This window comes from Chitinophaga sp. 01L420, from assembly GCF_056399985.1.
In genome coordinates this window covers 234,362-254,100 of the sequence record NZ_JBFTSK010000008.1, presented here as the reverse complement: position 1 = coordinate 254,100, position 19,739 = coordinate 234,362, and the positions used below count along the sequence as shown (strand labels likewise).

Genomic DNA, 19,739 nt, shown 5'->3' with positions numbered 1-19,739 from the left:
TGGACATTAACCAACTAAATGTATGAAAAAAATCAGTCCACGGACTGCACGTATGGTGCATTCCGGCAGGAGCATTATTTGTCGTGTTACCAAAATGACCATGCTGCTGCTGTTACTCTGTAGTATTCACGCCTTCGCTACCAAGCTTCATCAAAACATCCGTTTATCCCTACACTTGAAGAAAGTTCCGCTGACAAAGGTTTTCAGCGCCATTGAACAACAGTCGAATCTGCGCTTTGTATATGGGAATAATATTATTCCGGCAGACAAACGCATTTCCATTGATGTGGACAATGTAACGTTAACGGATGTACTAAAAGAAGTTCTGCTGGGTACCGGACTCGGATTTAGCAGTACGGAAACCAACCTGGTGGTAATTAATCAGCAACCTGCTCCTGCCAAACAGGAACGCATTATCAAAGGAAAAGTATTTGATGAAGCCCATAACGCGGTGCCAGGCGTAACAGTTATGCTGAAAAATCTGCAGGCAGGTTCCAACACCAATGCCAAAGGAGAATTTACATTGGCGGTTACAGAAAGCAATCCCATACTGCTGATCAGCTGTATGGGGTTTATGCCTAAAACATTGGAGGTGGGAGACAAGTCTTACCTGGAAATAATTCTCACACCCAATATCTCCCTGTTACAGCAGGTAGTAGTTACCGGTTACCAAACTATTTCAAAAGAAAGAAGTGCGGGATCTTTTACGAAAGTAGAGGGCGCACAGCTACAGCAAAAATCGGGGAGTATGAGTGTGGTAGACCGCCTGGAAGGCCTTGTACCGGGGTTTGCCGTGAACAACAGTACCGGTGCGGATAAATTCCTGATAAGAGGTGTCTCCAGTGTAAACGCCAGCAGAATGCCGCTGTTTGTAGTCGATAATGTGCCCATGTCCAATGATTATATTACCAACTTTGTTAACCCCAACGATGTTGAAAGTATCACTTTCCTAAAAGATGCTACGGCTGCTTCTATCTGGGGCGCCAACGCTGCTAACGGTGTGGTGGTAATCACCACCCGCAAAGGGAAAGATCTGAACCGCCGCATCAAAATGAATTATGATGGTTTCGTTTCTTTTAAAGGATTGCCGGATTATGATTACCAGCATAAAATGAATTCCACTCAGTTCATGAATGCCGCAAAAGAGATATTTAATGCAACGGCTTATCCCTGGAAGACGGTTACCACACCTGGTGTTGGTAATTCAGATCCTATTGTATATCCACATGAGCGAATATTATACGATCTGAGTAATGGCTTTATTCCGCAATCAGTTGCAGATGCCAGGATGGATTCGTTGGCTTCACTGAATAATCGTGGCCAGATTGATCAGTACCTGCAACAGCCGGCGCTGTTGACGAATCATAGTTTGTCTTTTACCGGCGGTAGTCAGTTTCATTCCTACTACGGTTCACTGGCTTATACCAACCAACAGAATAACGATAAGTCTTCCCTGAACCGTTACCAGATGAACCTGCGTCAGGATTTCGCTTTTAGTAAAAATGTGAAAGCAGATATGACGGTGAACCTGTCACAACAGAAGAACACCCGTTTCATCATTCCTACTCTTCCCGACCTGAATACCTATTTACCTTATGCTATGCTGGCGGATGCCGATGGAACGCCTTTATCCCAGGCGTATTTGAAAATGTATCAGCCCTATCGCCAAACCGCGGAAACGAAAAGTGCACTGAACCTCAACTATATTCCGTTGAAAGAATCCGGCTACACCAGCAATAATGCCACTACTTCAGGAGCTGTGCGGGTAAACACCGGTTTGAATATAAAATTAGCAAAAGGGTTAACCTATGATGGTCGTTTCCAATACCAGCAGGTTAATAATAACGGATATACGTTTTATGACCAGAAATCATATCAGACAAGGTATGAGCTGGTACACTTCACACAGGCACCTACTACGCCCGGAGCTAAACCGGTATATTTTCTTCCTGAATCAGGTGGTCAATATCAATCGTCCAATTCACAGAATATTTCCTGGACGGTACGTAATCAACTGATGTATGACAATAGTTTTAAAGCGCATCAGCTCACCTTCCTAGCCGGTACCGAAGTGCGTGGCGACCGTACCCGTTCTTTTTCCTCTACCCGCCGTGGATTTGATTTTCAAACCCAGACGTATAATGTGTATGATGAGAAATCATTACAGTTAAATGGTGTCACTAATCCGGTGATCGGGAATAACAGCGCGACCAAAAGTACATTGACCAGCCAGCCTGTTTCGGTCAGTGAAATTGAAACCCGATTTTTCTCGCTGTATGCCAATGGCGCCTATACGTATAAACAACGATACAACCTGAATGGTAGCATACGTATGGACCAGTCCAATCTTTTTGGCACAGAAAAAAGTCAGCAGTATAAACCTATCTGGTCTGCGGGGGCCGGCTGGATTATCAGTAACGAAGCTTTCTTTGCGGTGAAATCGGTGAACCGTTTGAACCTGCGCCTGACATATGGTTTAGGCGGTAACGCACCTCTGCCTGGTTCAGGTAGCTCGCAGGATATTGTAATAGCAGAAAGCAGCCCTTTGTTTAATGGCATGGGAATAGGTTACCGTCCTTTGCTGCCGGGGAATAAAATGCTGACCTGGGAACGTACAAAAATGGTGAATGTGGGTGTGGATTTCGACTTGTTTAACAGCCGCTTAAGTGGTGCTATAGATGTATATCAAAAGAAAACCATTGACTTGCTGGGCTCACAGCCATTAGACAGAACGGCTGGCTGGTACTATGGATATGCCAACCTGGGAGATATGATGAACAAAGGGATTGATGTGCAGCTCAACAGCCGCAACATCGCCAAGGGCCGCTTCTCCTGGAATACTTTGCTGACGTTGGGCTATAATAAAAACAAAGTGCTGAAGTTAAACCGTACCAGCCCGTTGACTCCTTCTAATAAAGCAAACGTAGGATTTGTAGAAGGATATCCTGCTTACAGCTTCTTTGCATATAAATGGGCGGGATTGGATGCTACGGGCGATCCGCAGATAACTACCGCCAATGGTAAAACGCTGAAAAATACTTCAGGTATTACAGCCGCAGATCTTAATTATGCCGGCATATCACAGCCAGCCTGGTATGGTGGTATCACCAATAGCTTCCGTTACGGAAGTTTTGATTTGTCTTTCCTGGTTATCTATAACCTGGGCTACCAGATGCGCAGAGATGTGAATACTTTTTATTCCGGCAGGCTCACCGCCAACATTCCGACTTCTTTTGAAGATCGCTGGAAACAGCCGGGAGATGAAGCTAAAACAAATATTCCTGCTTATGTGGCCCTGGGATCACAGGATATCGCCCGCAGGTCCACTGATCTGTATAACAAGGCAGATATCAATATTGTGAGTGCAGACTACGTTAAGCTCCGCGACCTCACGCTGGCCTGGAACCTGCCTGCCCGTGTTGTCGATCACGCCGGAATGGAGAGTTTCCGCATCTATACACAGTTAAACAATGTGATGTTATGGAAGGCGAATAAGGACGATATAGATCCGGAGTATTTCAAACTGATGTATGCCACAAGAGCTCCTGCCATGAAGCCTTTCTTTACTGTAGGGGTAAACGTCAGGTTTAAATAATTGTAAAAACCAAGTAACATGATCAACAAACAGCATATATATAGCCTTGATGGCAGGTGGCATGATGATGGCGTCGTGTACCAAATTCCTGGAGGTAGTGCCCAAAGGAAAGGATACGCCGCGAACACTTGACCAGTATAACGGATTGCTCAACAGCACCAACCTGATTAACTATAATGATGTGGCGCAGAACGCAGATGGTAGTTATATTATCAAAGGAGGGGCCGATATGTGTGTGATGATGGGAGATGATATGATCACAGATTCAGGGTACCTGTCGCTATTGGATCTTTCTTACCTTAACGGCTATACCTGGAAAAATAACGTCTACCTGCCGGACGCCGATGCCATAGAATGGGGCGCTTTCTACGGGCAGAACTATACGTATAACGTGATCGCTAATCATGTAATGGATGTTGCAGATGATAATCTGCAAAAGAAAAAACAATTATTGGCAGAAGCAAGAGTAGGGCGTGCATTGATGCATTTTATGCTGTTAAATTATTTTGCAAAACCCTATGATCCGGCCACAGCAGCCACAGATCCGGGGGTACCATTGGTGACAACCGCCAATGCAGTAGCCTCCGGATTTAAAAGAGCGCGTGTACAGGAAGTATATGATTTTGTGGTAAATGAACTGGTATCCGCCATTCCAGACCTGCCGGAGATTACGCCTATGCGCCTGCGCATGGGCAAATCTGCCGGGTATTATATACTTGGGCAAGTGTATTTAAACATGGGCAAATACGACCTGGCATTGGCAGCTTTACAACAATGTAAAACATCGCTGGCCAATAGTACAGTGCCTATCCAGTTTTACGACTATAACAAAGTGATGCCGTTGTGGACCTCGCCGGTGATGCCGAGTTTTGGCGCTTTTAATATGCCTACGGCATTTGATAATCAGGAGAATATTTATCTGAAACAGGTGAGCCTGTTGAATTTTATTTTTTCAAACGCAGGTATGATCAGCCCATCGGCTGCTGCAAAATTTGATCCGGCCGATCAGCGCCTGAAGTTTTATTATGCGGCAGACTATTTTACTGGTGGGACTAAATTGCCTTATCCGTTGCATAATTCTCCATTTAGCGTGAATATGGGGCCTTCTCTTCCCGGCTTATACCTGATGCTGGCGGAATGTAAAGCCCGTACCGGCGATCTGACCGGCGCTACCACCGATCTGGTTACACTGCGCAGTAACCGCTTACCTGCTGCCAAAGCAGGTGTGGATGCTACTACCAAAGATGACCTGATACGCTTTGTGATCGATGAGCGCCTGCGTGAATACGCCTGTACAGGAGTGCGCTGGTTTGATATGCGCCGTCTTTCTACTGATCCACTGTTTAAAAATGTAACGTATACCCATCAACTGGGTACGGCTACTTTTACTTTACCGAAAGAACGTCTGACCCTCAAAATACCACCTAAGATTTTAATGCTGAATCCGGGAATGGAAAACAATCCTTAATCAATGGCTTAAAGAGAAAATCATAACATATGAATTATAAAAAGATAGCAGGAGCGCTGATGCTCATGGCGGGCTCCCTGTATGCCAGCGCCCAGCAGGGATATACCATTAAGGCCGCATTGAAAAATGCAGGGGATGCTAAATTCCTGATGGCTTACATGGATGGGAAAGACTTTGTAATAGATAGCAATTACACCACCGAAAAAGGCGTGGTTACTTTTAAAGGGAAAGTGAATCATCCGGTACTATGCCATTTTATTACGCGTAACATGGCGCTGAATATAAAAACTGATCATGGTTATATTCCTTCGCCAGGGCTGGAATTCTTTCTTTCCAATGATCTTATCCGCATTACCGGCGACGCGAACGCTATCTATAAAGCTTCCGTAAAAGGAGGACAGGAGAATAACGACTGGAATAGCATTAAAGCAAAGGAAGCGGCGATTACAGACCGGAACTGGCAGGCTACATTGCTGTCTTACAAAGATACGGTTGCTGCCCATCAGCCGGCGCTAAAAGCCCAAAGCCGTGAACTGCGGGAACAACTCAGCGTGGAACAGGATAAACTGCAAACGACCTTTATTCAATCTCACCCCAAATCATTGGTGAGCATTTACTTCCTGGCTAATATGGTAAATAGCCTGGACCTGGCAAAGTTGGAGGCCACTTACAACCAGCTGGATGCTGCTCATAAAACTTCTGAATACGCCAAAAGAATCGAAGATAAACTGGCTGCCAGCAAAGCAACCAGCATAGGTAAAACGGCTATTCCGCTGAATAAAACAGATATCAACGGCAATCCGGTAAACCTGCAGGCGTTGCAGGGAAAATATGTGTTGCTCGATTTCTGGGGTAGCTGGTGCGGCCCTTGCCGTAAAAGCCATCCGCATTTGAAAGAATTGTATAACCAATACAAAAGCGCCGGTTTTGAAATAGTAGGTATTGCACAGGAACAGGGCGATGATGCTACTGCCGTTTGGAAAAAAGCCATCGCAGAAGATGGACTTCCGTGGATACAGGTCCTTAATAACATCGGGATAGAAAAGTTTGACGCTGTAAAAGCCTACGGTATAACCGCTTTCCCCACTAAAATTCTGTTGGATAAAGAAGGTAAAATTATAGGGAGATATGTAKGGCAGGAAGCAGAAGGGTTAACAGAAAAATTAACAGGGCTCTTTAAAAAATAACACATGAAATATATCATTGCAATGGCCTCCCTGCTCGCTGCTACGGGAGTGGCCGCTCAGGGGAAGTATACCATCAAAGGGACTATCAGCGGTCTTGATAAAGAAACAAAAGTGATGCTCAGTTATCGTATTGATAAAACCTCAGTAGAAGATTCTGCGATCACAAAAAACGGATCTTTTGAAATGCAGGGCACCATTGGAGAACCGGCTAATGCTACGCTCAAACTCAAAGCCCTGGATKATGATGGCATTTTTTCTATCGAGAAAATGTTGTTTGCCGACAAGAAGGAATTCTTCCTGGAAAAAGGAGATTTTACAGTAACCGGTAACGGCAATATAAGTCATGCGGTGATCAAGGGTGCCGCCGCTCAAACAGATTTCCTGTTGTTGGAGCAGCAGCTGAAACCAGTTACAGATCAGCTGGAGCCGCTAACGGTACAAATGAAAAAGCAGTTTCTCCAGAAAAATAATGCGGCGGTGGATTCCATCCGCAAAATTTGTCTGCCTTTGTTTAATAAAGTGGAAGAAGGAGAGCTGGCGTTTATCAAAGCGCATCCGGCTTCTTTTGTAAGCTGGCACCTGGTGAAGGAACGCGGCGGCATCATTAACCCGGATACTTTCGAACCATTGTTCAATGGTTTGGATGCGAGCTTCCGTAATTCAGTGAGAGGAAAGGAGCTGGCGGCCAAGTTGGATATCGCCAAAAAAACGGCGATAGGTCATGCCGCTTTGCCGTTTACGCAGGCCGATACAACCGGGCAGGCGATTACATTGGCATCTCTCAAAGGTAAATATGTGCTGGTAGATTTCTGGGCCAGCTGGTGCGGACCCTGCAGAGCAGAAAATCCTAATGTACGTAAAGCCTATGCGGAATACCACCACAAAAACTTTGAGATTATCGCCATCTCCCTGGATGAAAAAAAAGCGCCCTGGATCAAAGCGATTAACGATGATCAGTTGCCATGGCTGCATGTAAGTGATCTGAAAGGCTGGAACAATGAAGTCGCAAAGGCCTACGGCGTTACAGCAGTGCCACAGAATCTGTTACTGGATCCTAACGGCGTCATTATTGCAAAAAATCTGCGCGGAGATAAACTGGCCGCTAAGTTGGCTGAAGTATTGAAATAAGAAGAATTACGAATTACAAATTACGAATTACGGATTTGTGAGTAGATAGTAAACGCGAAGGTCAGCATCGCATATATCTGCTCACAAATCCGTAATTCGTAATTTGTAATTCGTAATTCTCTTTACATCACCGGAGTTTTACCACCATCTACTGCGGTGCTGGTACCTGTAATATATGCAGCAGCAGGGGAGGCGAGAAACGCCGCCAGGGCAGCTATTTCGCGGGCCTCTCCAAATCGTTGCATTGGAATTTCTTTCAGCCACTCTGCTTCAATTACTTCCCTGGAAACATTTCTGACAGCAGCACTGCTGTTGAATAATCCTTCCAGTCTTGCCGTGGAGGTAGAACCTGGTAACACATTGTTGACGGTAATACCGTATGGGGCCAGCTCTGTAGCCAGTGTTTTAGACCAGGCAGCAACTGCCCAGCGGGTAGTATTGGATACGCCCAGGTTTTTTATCGGTGTTTTTACGGAAGTAGAAATAATATTAATAATGCGGCCATATCCGGCGGCCATCATGCCGGGTACTAATGCCTGCGCCAATGCCTGGTTGCAGAGCAGGTGTTGTGAAAATGCGGCGGTAAAGGCAGCAGCATTGGCTTCTATAATAGGTCCGGCAGCAGGTCCGCCGGTATTATTAATGAGTATATGAACGGGTCCCTGTTCGGCTACGCTGGCCGCAACAGCCGTTACCTGCGCTACATCTGAAAAGTCGGCTATCACATAACGGTGTTGTTGTTCATGAGCGGTGCTCAGGGTAGATAACACCTTTTTCAACCGGTCTTCATTCCTGGCTAATAACACACAGGTGGCGCCCAATAACGCCAGTTCTTCTGCTGTAGCTAATCCTATGCCCTGTGAGCTGCCGCACACCAGCGCTGTTTTTCCTTTCAGTGAGAGGTCCATTGGATATGTTTTGTGTACAATTTAATGGATTTTTTTACAGTGGTCAGCAGCAAAAAAAAGCAGCGAAGACAGGATACACCTGCTTCGCTGCTTTTGAGTAATGTATTTTCTCTAACTACACCCGCACGTAAATCTTACGCTTATCCAGTATGTACCCTACCAGCCAGCAGGTGAGCATAAAGGCCAGCGAGAAGAGCAGTGACCCGAACTTGCCGGGTGAGAGTGGTTGAAAGATCGTATCGTTGATCCATTGATAAAGGGTGGCGCCGCCAACAGTAAACACGCCAAACAGAATGGCCATGATTTCCGATAGCAGGTAAAGGAACAGTGGATTTTTACCGAATACGGTAAAGAAGCCGGTGCCTTTTGTAAAGCCGATAATATCAATCACAAAGATGAGTAAGGATAACAGGAACAGATCTATACTTATTGTTAGCAGTACATAAGAGCTGGTCCAGAGTTTTTTGTTGATAGGGAACACCGTATTCCAGGCGTAGGCCAGGGCAAAGAGGATGATGCCGGCCATGATCATGCGCATGAGCCCTGGTTTTGTTCTGCCTTGCTGCTGTACAAATAGTCCGGTATAATAACCCGCTATTACATTCACCACCGCAGGAATGGTGCTGAGTAGGCCTTCCGGATCAAAGGCAATGCCCTCGCCGTGGTACATGTGGTTATCACCAAGCACCAGTTTGTCGAGCAGTATACCGGCGTTGCCGTTAATGCCGTACTGATCACCAGGTGTGCCGCAATACCATAGTATGGCCCAATAGCCCAGCAGGAACAGGGCGCTGACGCCCCATACCACTTTCTTTGAACAGTAATGGATTAACAGGGAGGCAATACCATAACAAAGGGCAATACGTTGCAGTACACCCAGGATACGGGTATGATCAAAAGGTTTGAATTCGATGCCGTGATCGGTTTGTTGAACAAAAGGAAACCAGTACATCAGGTATCCCAGCAGGAAAATGATCAGGGTGCGCTTGAAAATCTTTCCAAGCACCGCTGAATTTCCCAGTTGTTCATATTTTCTCATACTGAAGCTCATGGCATTGCCTACAGCAAAGAGAAAAGAAGGGAAAACGAGGTCGGTGGGAGTCCACCCATGCCAGGAAGCATGATCGAGTGGCCAGTATGTTCCACCTGTACCGCCTGTGTTCACTATGATCATGAAACAAACGGTCATGCCGCGGAATACGTCCAGCGGTAAAAAGCGTTGAGAGCTTTGTGTCATTTCCCTTTAATTATTGGTTGATAAGATGGTAAGGAATGAAAAAAGAGCGTTGAGCGCCTACAATATATACATCTAAAAATCAAAATCCAAATATGAAATGTCGAAGAAAAATGTATGAGCGGTCATAATGACTACCCCCGGACGGGAAAATTGACTATTTTTAGATAGCCCCTTAAACCTTGCCCTATGCACAACATGATGATGGCAGTATGTGGTTTAACCCTGTTACTCACTGCCTGTAAACAAACACCCACCGATACCTGGTCGCCCGAAAAAGCCAACAACTGGTATGCGTCCAAAGGCTGGTTGCGGGGATGTAATTTTATTCCAAGTACGGCGGTCAACCAGCTGGAAATGTGGCAGGCGGCCACTTTTGATTCCGCTACCATTGACCGGGAACTGGGATATGCCGAAGGTATTGGCTTGAATTCGATGAGGGTATACCTCCACCACCTGCCCTGGGTGGAAGATGCCGCCGGATTTAAACAACGTATCCGCACTTACCTCTCTATTGCAGACAGGCACCATATGTCCACTGCACTGGTGTTTTTTGATGATTGCTGGAATAATGTGTATGATGCCGGCAAGCAACCGCCGCCCATTCCGGGGATACATAATTCCCGTTGGGTGCAGGATCCGGGAATTGCCATCTTTACCAATCCTGCGCTGGCAGATACTTTGGAGAGATATGTAAAAGATATACTCCGCACGTTTGGTAAAGATCCACGGGTATTACTCTGGGACCTGTATAATGAACCCGGAAGCTTTGGAGCGGGGACTAAAAGTTTACCACTTCTGGAAGAAGTGTTTCGCTGGAGCCGGGAGATAAACCCCGCACAACCTTTAACGGTAGGCATCTGGAACCCGGACCTGAAAGTATTGAACGAATTCCAGGAGGAACATTCCGATGTGATTACCTATCACAACTATCTGCCGCCTGACATGCATCAGCAGGATATCAACAACCTGCGATCGTTTGCGCGGCCGCTGCTTTGCACAGAATACATGGCCCGTCTGCTGGGCAGCCGTTTTGATAATATTATGCCATTACTGAAAAAGGAAAATATTGGCGCCTATAGCTGGGGATTGGTAGCCGGTAAAACCAATACCATGTATGCACAGGGGATGCCGGTACCGGACGGGAGTGAACCTGAGCTATGGTATCATGATATTTTCCGGAAAGATGGAACGCCTTACAATGAGGCAGAAGTGAAAGTGATACGAGGGCTAACAGCGAAGTAGGCATTCGGATAGGGTGATGTCCCTATCCGAATGCCGATATATTATTATTTAGAAAAGCCTCTCCCTAATACCTCATGCACTTCGTGTATTACCACAAAGGCTTCGGAATCGGTTTCCTGCACCAGTGATTTCAGGCGCATCAGCTCCTGTTTACCAATGATCACATACAGCACTTCTTTGGGATCGTGTGTATAGGCGCCATGTCCGTGTAATACGGTGGCGCCGCGTTTCATTTCACCGGTAATCTTTTGCGCAATAGCATCTGTATGGTTGGAGATGATAGTAATTGCACGTTTGGTATTCAACCCATCCACGATATAGTCGACTGTTCTGGCGCCTATGTATACCGCAATGAAAGTATACATGGTTTTTTCTATACCAATAATAAAGGAAGATGCCAGTATCACTACGATATCAAAAATGAGCATGGCGTTRCCCAGTGTCCAGCCCAGGTATTTATTGAATAACCGCGCCACAATAGCAGAGCCGCCGGTGGTGCCTCCCGACAAAAATACCAGTCCTATGCCGATGCCCACCAGGAGCCCCGCGAAGATAGCAGCCAGTAAAGGGTTGGTGGTAACGGGTGTTAGTTTGTTTTCGGTGAGATACAGAAACAGGGAGCAAAAAAAGATGCCCAGTATCGTATATACCATGCTTCGTTTATCCAGCAGTTTATAGCCGGTAACGATCAGGATGGCGTTAATAATAAGGTTCGTAACTCCTGGTGACCACCCCCAGTAGTAATAAGTCACAATGGTAATACCAATTACGCCCCCCTCGGATAATTTGTTGGGGATAGCCAGGTAGTTGATGCCGACCGCGAAGATCAGGGCACCTGCCACAATGAGTAAAATATTTTTCACATGCTCTTTCATGCCGCAAAAATACGCTTTTGTCCTACTCCTCATCACCGGCGGTATCCCGGGTAAAGAAAAAAAAAGTACAAAAAAGTCATTCAATAATTTGGAATTAATAAAACTCGATGTATATTTGTCTACCAATTCAGTAGACTAATAAAATCTACCACTATAAGGGAAGCATCAGGCAAACGCTTCCGGCATCCTTTGATCCACCAGCAAGGTGTTGCTGCCATCATTATTGAAAAAACGTGTAAATAAAAATACACTATGAAAAGGCACACGCTGACTAGTGGAATGCGTTCCCACACGCAAAAAAACGTGGTAAATATCACCTGTTCCCGTTACATCCAAACGGCCCGCTCCTGTTGTAGTAGCTGCTGTTGATGACAAAATCTTGCGTTCTGTAAGCTGTAAATAGAGTGCCTGGCCTGGCATGCGGGGACGGTATATTGCAAAATTTATTGGTGGTAAATTTATCCGCAACGTACTTACCCGCATCCTCCTGGCATTTTCAACCGGAATCTTAATCATTACCTCTCTCATTGTATTTAATATGAAACTATATAACCGTTGTTTAATGATGACTTACTTATTGGGTAAGCCAGGTCAAACAGCCATGAAAGATAATATAACGTTTACGGATACACGCTTTGTGCTTGTATCCGGAACGGAATAGCATTCGTTACTATCCAATGAAATTAAACGATCGACTTCAGTTCAAAGGGGCGTTGCCTCAAACAATTCTGGTGGGTTTTGTTGGTGGCGGCCCCGAAAACTGAAGTATATAAACTGATTTAAGACTGCTTCCCAACCAACCGTTATTCAAGACATTCATCCGGGAGCGGTCAACCTACACGAAGTAACGTGTACGTCTATACCTTTTTCGGAAAGCCTAATTAAAATAGAAGGAACCACTTGTTTCCAGGTAAGGTCCCCAGTGCCAGCAAGTCCCGACACGTGTCGGGACTTCTATTTTGGGTATACCCTGTATGATTTGTTTGCCCGTTTTTATTAATTATCATATATCCATTGACGTTATAATACCATTTTATTTTTCATTTGCCGTATAGTCATCACTGTTGTTTTCTTCATCTTTCTGATATATATGGTTGCGCCCTGCTAACTACTGCGGTCCACACGCGCTTATATTATATACACCATTGCGTTTCCCCTCTCCCGGAAAAAATATTTTCATAAACCTTATGGAAAGTATTTCACTGTAACATCTAATTAAAAAACAAATTACTATGGACTCAACTAAGATCCCGGGGAATGAATTCCTCGACATTCTCTTCTATGGAAGGAATAAAGATTATGGGGCCTATGAACTCCGCAGTCGTTACGACAAACGCGTTCGCAATGCAATAATAGGTACCGCTTCTATTATGTTAGTAATGATTGGTGGCTATGTGTTGAACAACACATTGATGGCTGCCGGAAATGTACATCCTCCGGTGTTTACTAAGGAGGTAATCAAACTGGATGATATAAAATTACCTGATCCTGACCCGGTAATCCCACCGCCACCACCAGTTCAGAATACACCGCCACCAGCAGTAGCTGCAGTTAGTTATGTAGATCCAAAGATTGTTGCCGGAGATGTTGCGCCGGAGGAAATGCCTCCACGGATGGCTGATATCGGTAACAAAGCAATCGCTGTTGAAAATAGAGAAGGTGCAGATGGAGACATCAATAATATAGATCTGGGCACCAGTGACCGTGGTGGAACAGGCGTTGTAAAATCTGAAGCAGTGGCACCTGATGCAAGCGGCCCTATGATTTTCGTAGAAATCATGCCGGAGTATCCTGGTGGAGAAACCGCACTGATGAAATATCTTAGCAAAAATATGAAGTACCCTCATGTTGCCCAGGAAAATGAAATACAGGGAACCGTTTTTGTTCAGTTTGTGGTGAACCGCGATGGTAGCATCAGCAATGTGAAAACAGTAGGTGCTCCCAAAGGTGGTGGCCTCGAAGACGAAGCAATAAGAGTAGTTAGCAATATGTCCAAATGGAAACCTGGCAGACAAAACGGACAAAATGTGGCCGTATTCTTTAACCTGCCGATCCGGTTTCAGCTCAATCAATAGTGGCCTTTACGCGATGACTATGTTATCAACACATTAATTTTTATTCCTGTTAATCCGGCTTACATCCATTTAACCTGCGCATTCTAATTCCTGATACCAGTCCCGGCTCACATAAAAGTGGCCGGGATTGGCTTTTTTAGGTCATTTTATTTGATAATATTCAAACTTTCTGTATATATATCAAACAAAAATCAAAAAACTCAAAAATTACCGTAATAATTATTAATTTCACGACCGCTTAGTCTTCTTCTTTAGCACTATAAACGGATAATTAGTATGGAAGCGCCGGTAAATAATTCGCTGCAACAGTTCAAAAACCTCGTTGGTACAAAGTTTCAGCTGTATAATAGTCTCTTCACCTCATTGCCTTTCCACCGGGTGGAAAAGACAGGTATCTTCCTGTCCCTGTTCCTGCTTCACTGCGAAGAAGGATACGCCAAGGGCAACAGCCCGCAGGAAATTATGGATTCCTTTTTTCAGCAGTATACTACCTATACCGAAGAAAAACAGCGGACGGACCTGTTATTCCGCTTTGTGCAGTATGCAGAAAGACAAGTCGTATTATTTGATGCACTCGAAGATGCAGCCTTCCGTAATATCCGCGACCTGCAAGGCGCCGGAACCCTGCGCCACCTGCAATCAGAAGTAATACAGGAACAAGCCCAGGAACAGCTGACCCAGAAACTGAAAGATTTTTCCGTACGACTCGTACTTACCGCGCATCCTACCCAGTTTTATCCGAGCGAGGTATTGGGCATTATCAACGACCTGTCTAAAGCCCTCATCGATGAAAATACCAGCCAGGTAAATATGTACCTGCAGCAGCTGGGTAAAACACCTTTCTTCAAAAAAGAAAAACCCACGCCGTATGATGAGGCTATCAGTCTGGTGTGGTTCCTCGAAAATATATTTTACCAGTCAGCCGGCCGTATCCTCTCGTCTATCCGGGCACAGTTTCCCGGTGCGATCAGCAGTGATAATTCCCTGATCCGTATGGGCTTCTGGCCTGGCGGTGACCGGGACGGTAACCCGTTTGTAAAAGCGCCTACCACCCTGGAAGTGGCTGCCGCGCTGCGCTCTTCCGTGATGAAATGTTATTTCCGCGAAGTACGTAACCTGCGCCGTCGCCTTACCTTTAAAGGTGTAGAAAATGTAGTGGCTGCACTGGAATCAAAATTATCCCGCAATCTCTTTATTCCCGGCCATAAAGCGGATATCAGCCGCCAGGAAATCCTGGATACGTTGTCGGATATACGCCGTACCATCATCGCCGACCACAACGGCCTGTTTGTACATCTCGTGGAAAACCTGATCAGCAAAGTAGAAATCTTCGGATTGTTCTTTGCCTCCCTGGATATACGCCAGGACAGCTCAGTACACGAAGCTGTGCTGGAAGCCGTGGCCGCTAAAACCGATGCCTTACCAGGTAACTATACTTCGCTTGACGAGAACGCAAAGATCGATGCACTGCTAAATGTTCCAGCAGCAATAGATCCGATGGTGCTGGAAAATCCATTGCACCAGGATACGTTGCAAACCATTGCCGGCATTAAAGAAATACAGGCTGCCAACGGGGAAGAAGGATGTAACCGTTATATTATCAGTCACAGTACCAGCGTACTCAATGTGATGGAAGTATACGGTATGTTCCTGCTCAGCGGCTGGAAGAAGGAAGAAATCACAGTAGACATTGTACCGTTGTTTGAAACGATCGATGACCTTCGTCATGCCGGACAGGTGATGAAGCTGCTGTATGAAAATAAAGAATACCGTGAGCACCTGCGCCGTCGCCAGTGTAAACAAACCATTATGCTGGGCTTCTCAGATGGTACCAAAGATGGTGGTTACCTGATGGCCAACTGGAGCATCTACAAAGCAAAAGAGGAACTGACCAAAATATCCAAAGACTATGGTATCAGCGTGGTGTTCTTCGATGGCAGGGGAGGTCCTCCGGCACGTGGTGGTGGGAAAACGCATCAGTTCTATGCCTCTATGGGTAGAAATATTGCCAATAAAGAAATTCAGCAAACCATTCAGGGCCAGACCATCAGCTCTAACTTTGGTACCGTGGATGCGGCACAATTCAATATGGAACAGCTGATTCATGCCGGTATCAGCAATGAACTGTTTTCTTCCCGTGATGTAACCCTGAGCAAAGCAGAAGAAGACCTGTTGCAATTACTGGCGGATGAAGGATATAAGTCTTACAACAAATTAAAAACACATCCGCACTTCCTGGCGTACCTGGATCATGCCAGTCCGCTGCGTTACTATGCGGAAGCCAATATCGGCAGCCGCCCGAGCAAACGTAATGCCTCTGCCAAACTCAATCTCAATGACCTGAGGGCAGTACCTTATGTAGGCGCGTGGAGTCAGCTGAAACAAAATGTACCAGGGTATTACGGTGTGGGCAGTGCACTGGAGCAGTTGGATAAACAAGGTAAATGGGAAGATATAGCCGCTTTGTACAAACATTCCCTGTTTTTCAGAACCTTGCTGGATAACTGTGAAATGGCGATGAAGAAAAGTTATTTCCCGCTGACAGCTTACCTGGCCCAGCATCCGCAGTACGGAGAAGTGTGGCAGATGATCAATAGTGAATTTGAACTCGCAAAAAAATACCTGCTCCGGCTCACCAATGAGTCTGAACTGATGGGAGGCAGCCCTATTGACCTGCTTTCTATTCAGATGAGGGAAAGGATTGTGTTGCCTTTGCTCACTACGCAGCAATATGCGCTTACCCGCATCCGTGAGCTGGATTCACATGCCGACAACGGTCATGGCAGAGAAACCTACGAAAAGCTCATCATGCGTTGTTCTTTCGGTATTATTAACGCGGGCAGAAACTCGGCGTAAAAAAGAATTACGAATTAGGAATTACGAATTACGGATTTGTAGGAGGATAGTAAACGCGAAGGTCATCCGCTATTATCTTCCCACAAATCCGTAATTCGTAATTCCTAATTCGTAATTCTTATTTCGTAATTCTTCCATACTTTTACACCTCCTTAAGTAACTTCTCTATATATGGCAAACAGCTTATATGACTTTGGAATGATTGGCCTCGGCGTAATGGGTAGAAACCTGTTGCTGAATATGGCAGATCATGGCTTTTCCGTTATCGGCTTTGATAAAGACGCTGCCAAGAACAGCGCACTGGAAGCAGCCGCCACCCCCGGTACTACTGTTAAAGGCGTAGCAGAGCTGGCCACTATGGTACAGTTGCTGGAGCGTCCCCGCAAATTGATGATGCTGGTACCAGCGGGTCAACCGGTAGATGACGTAATCGCATCCCTGTTGCCGCTGCTGGAGCAGGGCGACGTGGTGATAGATGGTGGTAACTCCCACTACACCGACACCTTGCGCCGTGTGCAGGAACTCCGTCCGAAAGGTATCCATTTTATGGGTATGGGTGTTTCCGGTGGTGAGCAGGGTGCCCGTACAGGCCCCAGCATTATGCCTGGAGGCGATCTCGATGCATATGCCAAGGTGAAACCTATGCTGGAAGCAATTGCTGCCAAAGTAAAGGATGTTCCCTGCGTAGCATATCTTGGTAAAGAAGGCGCCGGCCACTATGTGAAAATGGTACATAATGGTATTGAATATGCCATCATGCAACTGATCAGTGAAAGCTATGCCTTGTTACAAAAAGGCGCCGGACTGAACAACGACCAGTTACATGAAGTGTTCAAAAGCTGGAACCAGGGCGCTTTACAGTCTTTCCTCGTAGAAATTACTGCAGATATTTTCCTGCAGGATGACGATAAAACAGACAAACGCCTGGTAGATGTGATTTCCGATAAAGCAGGTTCCAAAGGTACCGGCAAATGGACTTCACAGGATGCGATGGAACTCCCGGTGGCAGTACCTGTTATTGATACAGCGGTAGCCATGCGTACGCTCTCTGGTTATAAAGAACAGCGTTTACAGGCCGAGGCGTTGTACAAAGCACCGGAAAATACCCTGCACGTTCCTGCTGAAATGTGGATCAAACAGGTGCATGATGCCCTGTATTTCGCTACCATCCTGAGCTATGCACAGGGATTGGCCATGCTGCGTGAAGCATCTGCTGATCTGAAAATGGAAATTCCATTACCGGAAGTGGTGAAAGTATGGAGAGGCGGATGTATCATCCGTTCTACCCTGCTGGAAGTATTTACACAAGCCTACCAGAAAAATGCTGACCTGGGAAATATCCTGCTGGATGAAGGCGTAGCTTACCTGGTACAGTCAGTAGAAAGCAACACCCGCAGTGTAGTATCACAGGCTGCCGCCGCAGGTGTGGCGGTGGGTGGCTTCATGTCTGCATTGTCTTATTTCGATGCTTTCCGTACCAGTCGTATGCCTACTAACCTGATACAGGCACAACGCGATTATTTTGGTGCGCATACTTATCAGCGTATTGATATGCCTGGCACTTTTCACACGGAGTGGCAGCAACACTAAACATGTTCATCTTTAATTAAAATTATGCAGATCCATAAACGCCCGCCTGCTTCCATCCTTTTTATATTCGGAGGCAGTGGCGATTTAAACTACCGGAAACTAACGCCTGCGTTATACAATCTTTTTTTAGATGAGTGGATGCCTGAGCAGTTTGCAATAGCAGGTTTAGGCCGTAGCCCTTACAGCAACGAAGATTATAATAAACATTTGTTGGAAGGGATCAGTAAGTTTTCCCGTCGGAAGGGCGAGCAGAATGGTCACTGGAAAGATTTCAGCAATCATGTTACTTATCTGCAGATGGATGCAGAAGATCCTGCTTCCTATAGCAAAATCACCGATTTTGTTACCACCAAAGAAGCAGAATGGGGCGTACATCCTACCGTCATCTTTTACCTGGCAGTAGCACCACAACTGGTACCTAATATTGCTACCCGTTTGGGTGAGCTGAACCTGTGTACGGATAAACATTGCACCCGCATTGTGGTGGAAAAGCCTTTCGGTCATGACCTGCAAAGTGCACATGAACTGAACGAACTGCTGTCAAAGAAATTTACAGAAGAACAGATTTATCGTATAGATCACTATCTCGGTAAAGAAACGATTCAGAATATTCTGGCTTTCCGCTTTGCGAACGCCTTGTTCGAACCCGTATGGAACCGCAACTACATTGATAACATCCAGATCACTGCTGCTGAAAGCGTAGGCCTGGAAGGTCGTGGCGGTTACTACGAAAGGGCAGGAGCCCTGCGTGATATGGTGCAGAACCATATTCTGCAGATCATGTGTATCCTGGCCATGGAAGCACCGGTATCTTTCGATGCCAATGAAGTGCGTAACAAAAAAGTGGATGTACTGAATGCCATCCGTCGTATCACACCGGATAAGGTGCATGAGCACGCGGTTCGCGGACAGTATTCTGCCGGCTGGATGAAAGGGGATAAAGTGCCTGGCTATCGTGAGGAGAAAGGCGTGGATCCCAAATCCAACATTGATACGTACGCAGCAGTTAAGTTTTATATCGACAACTGGCGCTGGCAGGGTGTTCCGATCTATGTACGTACCGGAAAATACCTGCACCAGAAAGCCACCAATATCATTATCACCTTTAAGGAGGCACCTCCTTATTCCTTCCCGATGGAAGCTGCACAAACATGGCGCCCTAACAGGCTCACCATCAGCATCCAGCCGGAAATGGATATACGGATCCGCTTCCAGGCAAAACGCCCGGGACAAACCATGACACTGGACCCGGTAGATATGACCTTTAACTACGATGCCGCCAATGGCGAACATGCACCGGAAGCATATGAAACACTGCTGCTGGACGTAATGGAAGGTGATGCTACCCTGTTCATGCGCGGCGACCAGGTAGATGCCGCCTGGAAAGTGATTATGCCTATCCTGGAAACATGGGAAAACCGCACTCCGCAGGACTTCCCGAACTATGCACCAGATTCATGGGGCCCCGATGATGCAGATGCACTCGTTGCCCGTGATGGTCATACCTGGATTAATTTACCCACTAAATAAAGAATTACGAATTACGAATTACGAATTACGGATATCCGCGAAGGACCG

13 protein-coding genes are annotated in these 19,739 nt (G+C 46.0%); 9 read left to right on the top strand and 4 right to left on the bottom strand.

The window, feature by feature from the left end; translation table 11 throughout:
- The first annotated feature begins 22 nt into the window (after positions 1-22).
- The 4 genes from AC1DP6_RS11070 to AC1DP6_RS11055 are packed head-to-tail and all read left to right on the top strand — an operon-like array spanning position 23 to position 7,378.
- Positions 23-3,595: a SusC/RagA family TonB-linked outer membrane protein gene (locus AC1DP6_RS11070; RefSeq protein WP_477054848.1), complete on the top strand. Its 3,573-nt coding sequence runs from the start codon at positions 23-25 to the stop codon at positions 3,593-3,595.
- A 49-nt stretch (positions 3,596-3,644) separates the two neighbouring features.
- Entirely contained in the window at positions 3,645-5,063 is a 1,419-nt protein-coding gene (locus tag AC1DP6_RS11065; protein ID WP_477054847.1) for a RagB/SusD family nutrient uptake outer membrane protein, read from the top strand.
- A 29-nt stretch (positions 5,064-5,092) separates the two neighbouring features.
- On the top strand, positions 5,093-6,250 hold the full coding sequence (locus tag AC1DP6_RS11060; protein WP_477054846.1) for a redoxin family protein: 1,158 nt from the start codon (positions 5,093-5,095) through the stop codon (positions 6,248-6,250).
- 3 nt (positions 6,251-6,253) lie between these two features.
- A complete protein-coding gene (locus tag AC1DP6_RS11055) occupies positions 6,254-7,378 on the top strand; it encodes a redoxin domain-containing protein (RefSeq protein ID WP_477054845.1) in 1,125 nt (374 codons plus the stop codon).
- A gap of 122 nt (positions 7,379-7,500) precedes the next feature.
- On the opposite strand, the gene AC1DP6_RS11050 is transcribed toward AC1DP6_RS11055, so the two are convergent.
- On the bottom strand, positions 7,501-8,286 hold the full coding sequence (locus AC1DP6_RS11050) for an SDR family oxidoreductase (protein WP_477054844.1): 786 nt from the start codon (positions 8,284-8,286) through the stop codon (positions 7,501-7,503).
- A gap of 115 nt (positions 8,287-8,401) precedes the next feature.
- Positions 8,402-9,523 (bottom strand): acyltransferase family protein, encoded by a 1,122-nt coding sequence (locus tag AC1DP6_RS11045; protein WP_477054843.1) that lies wholly within the window; start codon positions 9,521-9,523, stop codon positions 8,402-8,404.
- A 186-nt stretch (positions 9,524-9,709) separates the two neighbouring features.
- Here AC1DP6_RS11045 and AC1DP6_RS11040 point away from each other — a divergent pair, with 186 nt between their 5' ends.
- Entirely contained in the window at positions 9,710-10,765 is a 1,056-nt protein-coding gene (locus AC1DP6_RS11040; protein ID WP_477054842.1) for a cellulase family glycosylhydrolase, read from the top strand.
- 44 nt (positions 10,766-10,809) lie between these two features.
- On the opposite strand, the gene AC1DP6_RS11035 is transcribed toward AC1DP6_RS11040, so the two are convergent.
- Both AC1DP6_RS11035 and AC1DP6_RS11030 read right to left on the bottom strand, forming a co-directional pair.
- Positions 10,810-11,640 carry a YitT family protein gene (locus AC1DP6_RS11035; protein WP_441572771.1) on the bottom strand — a complete coding sequence of 277 codons (831 nt, stop codon included), beginning with the start codon at positions 11,638-11,640 and terminating at the stop codon, positions 10,810-10,812.
- A 165-nt stretch (positions 11,641-11,805) separates the two neighbouring features.
- Positions 11,806-12,060, bottom strand: a complete 255-nt coding sequence (locus AC1DP6_RS11030; protein WP_477054841.1) for a hypothetical protein — start codon at positions 12,058-12,060, stop codon at positions 11,806-11,808.
- Between the two features lie 812 nt (positions 12,061-12,872).
- Here AC1DP6_RS11030 and AC1DP6_RS11025 point away from each other — a divergent pair.
- The 4 genes from AC1DP6_RS11025 (at position 12,873) to zwf (ending at position 19,691) form a co-directional block, all read left to right on the top strand.
- The gene (locus AC1DP6_RS11025; RefSeq protein ID WP_477054840.1) at positions 12,873-13,715 is read left to right on the top strand and encodes an energy transducer TonB; all 843 of its coding nucleotides are present in this window, start codon (positions 12,873-12,875) and stop codon (positions 13,713-13,715) included.
- Between the two features lie 276 nt (positions 13,716-13,991).
- Positions 13,992-16,571, top strand: coding sequence for a phosphoenolpyruvate carboxylase (locus tag AC1DP6_RS11020; protein WP_477054839.1), 2,580 nt, complete (start codon positions 13,992-13,994; stop codon positions 16,569-16,571).
- Positions 16,572-16,742: 171 nt separating this feature from the next.
- Complete coding sequence (gndA, locus tag AC1DP6_RS11015) at positions 16,743-18,161, top strand: NADP-dependent phosphogluconate dehydrogenase (protein ID WP_477054838.1); 1,419 nt, start codon at positions 16,743-16,745, stop codon at positions 18,159-18,161.
- Positions 18,162-18,185: 24 nt separating this feature from the next.
- On the top strand, positions 18,186-19,691 hold the full coding sequence (gene zwf / locus AC1DP6_RS11010) for a glucose-6-phosphate dehydrogenase (protein ID WP_477054837.1): 1,506 nt from the start codon (positions 18,186-18,188) through the stop codon (positions 19,689-19,691).
- Positions 19,692-19,739 lie beyond the last annotated feature (48 nt).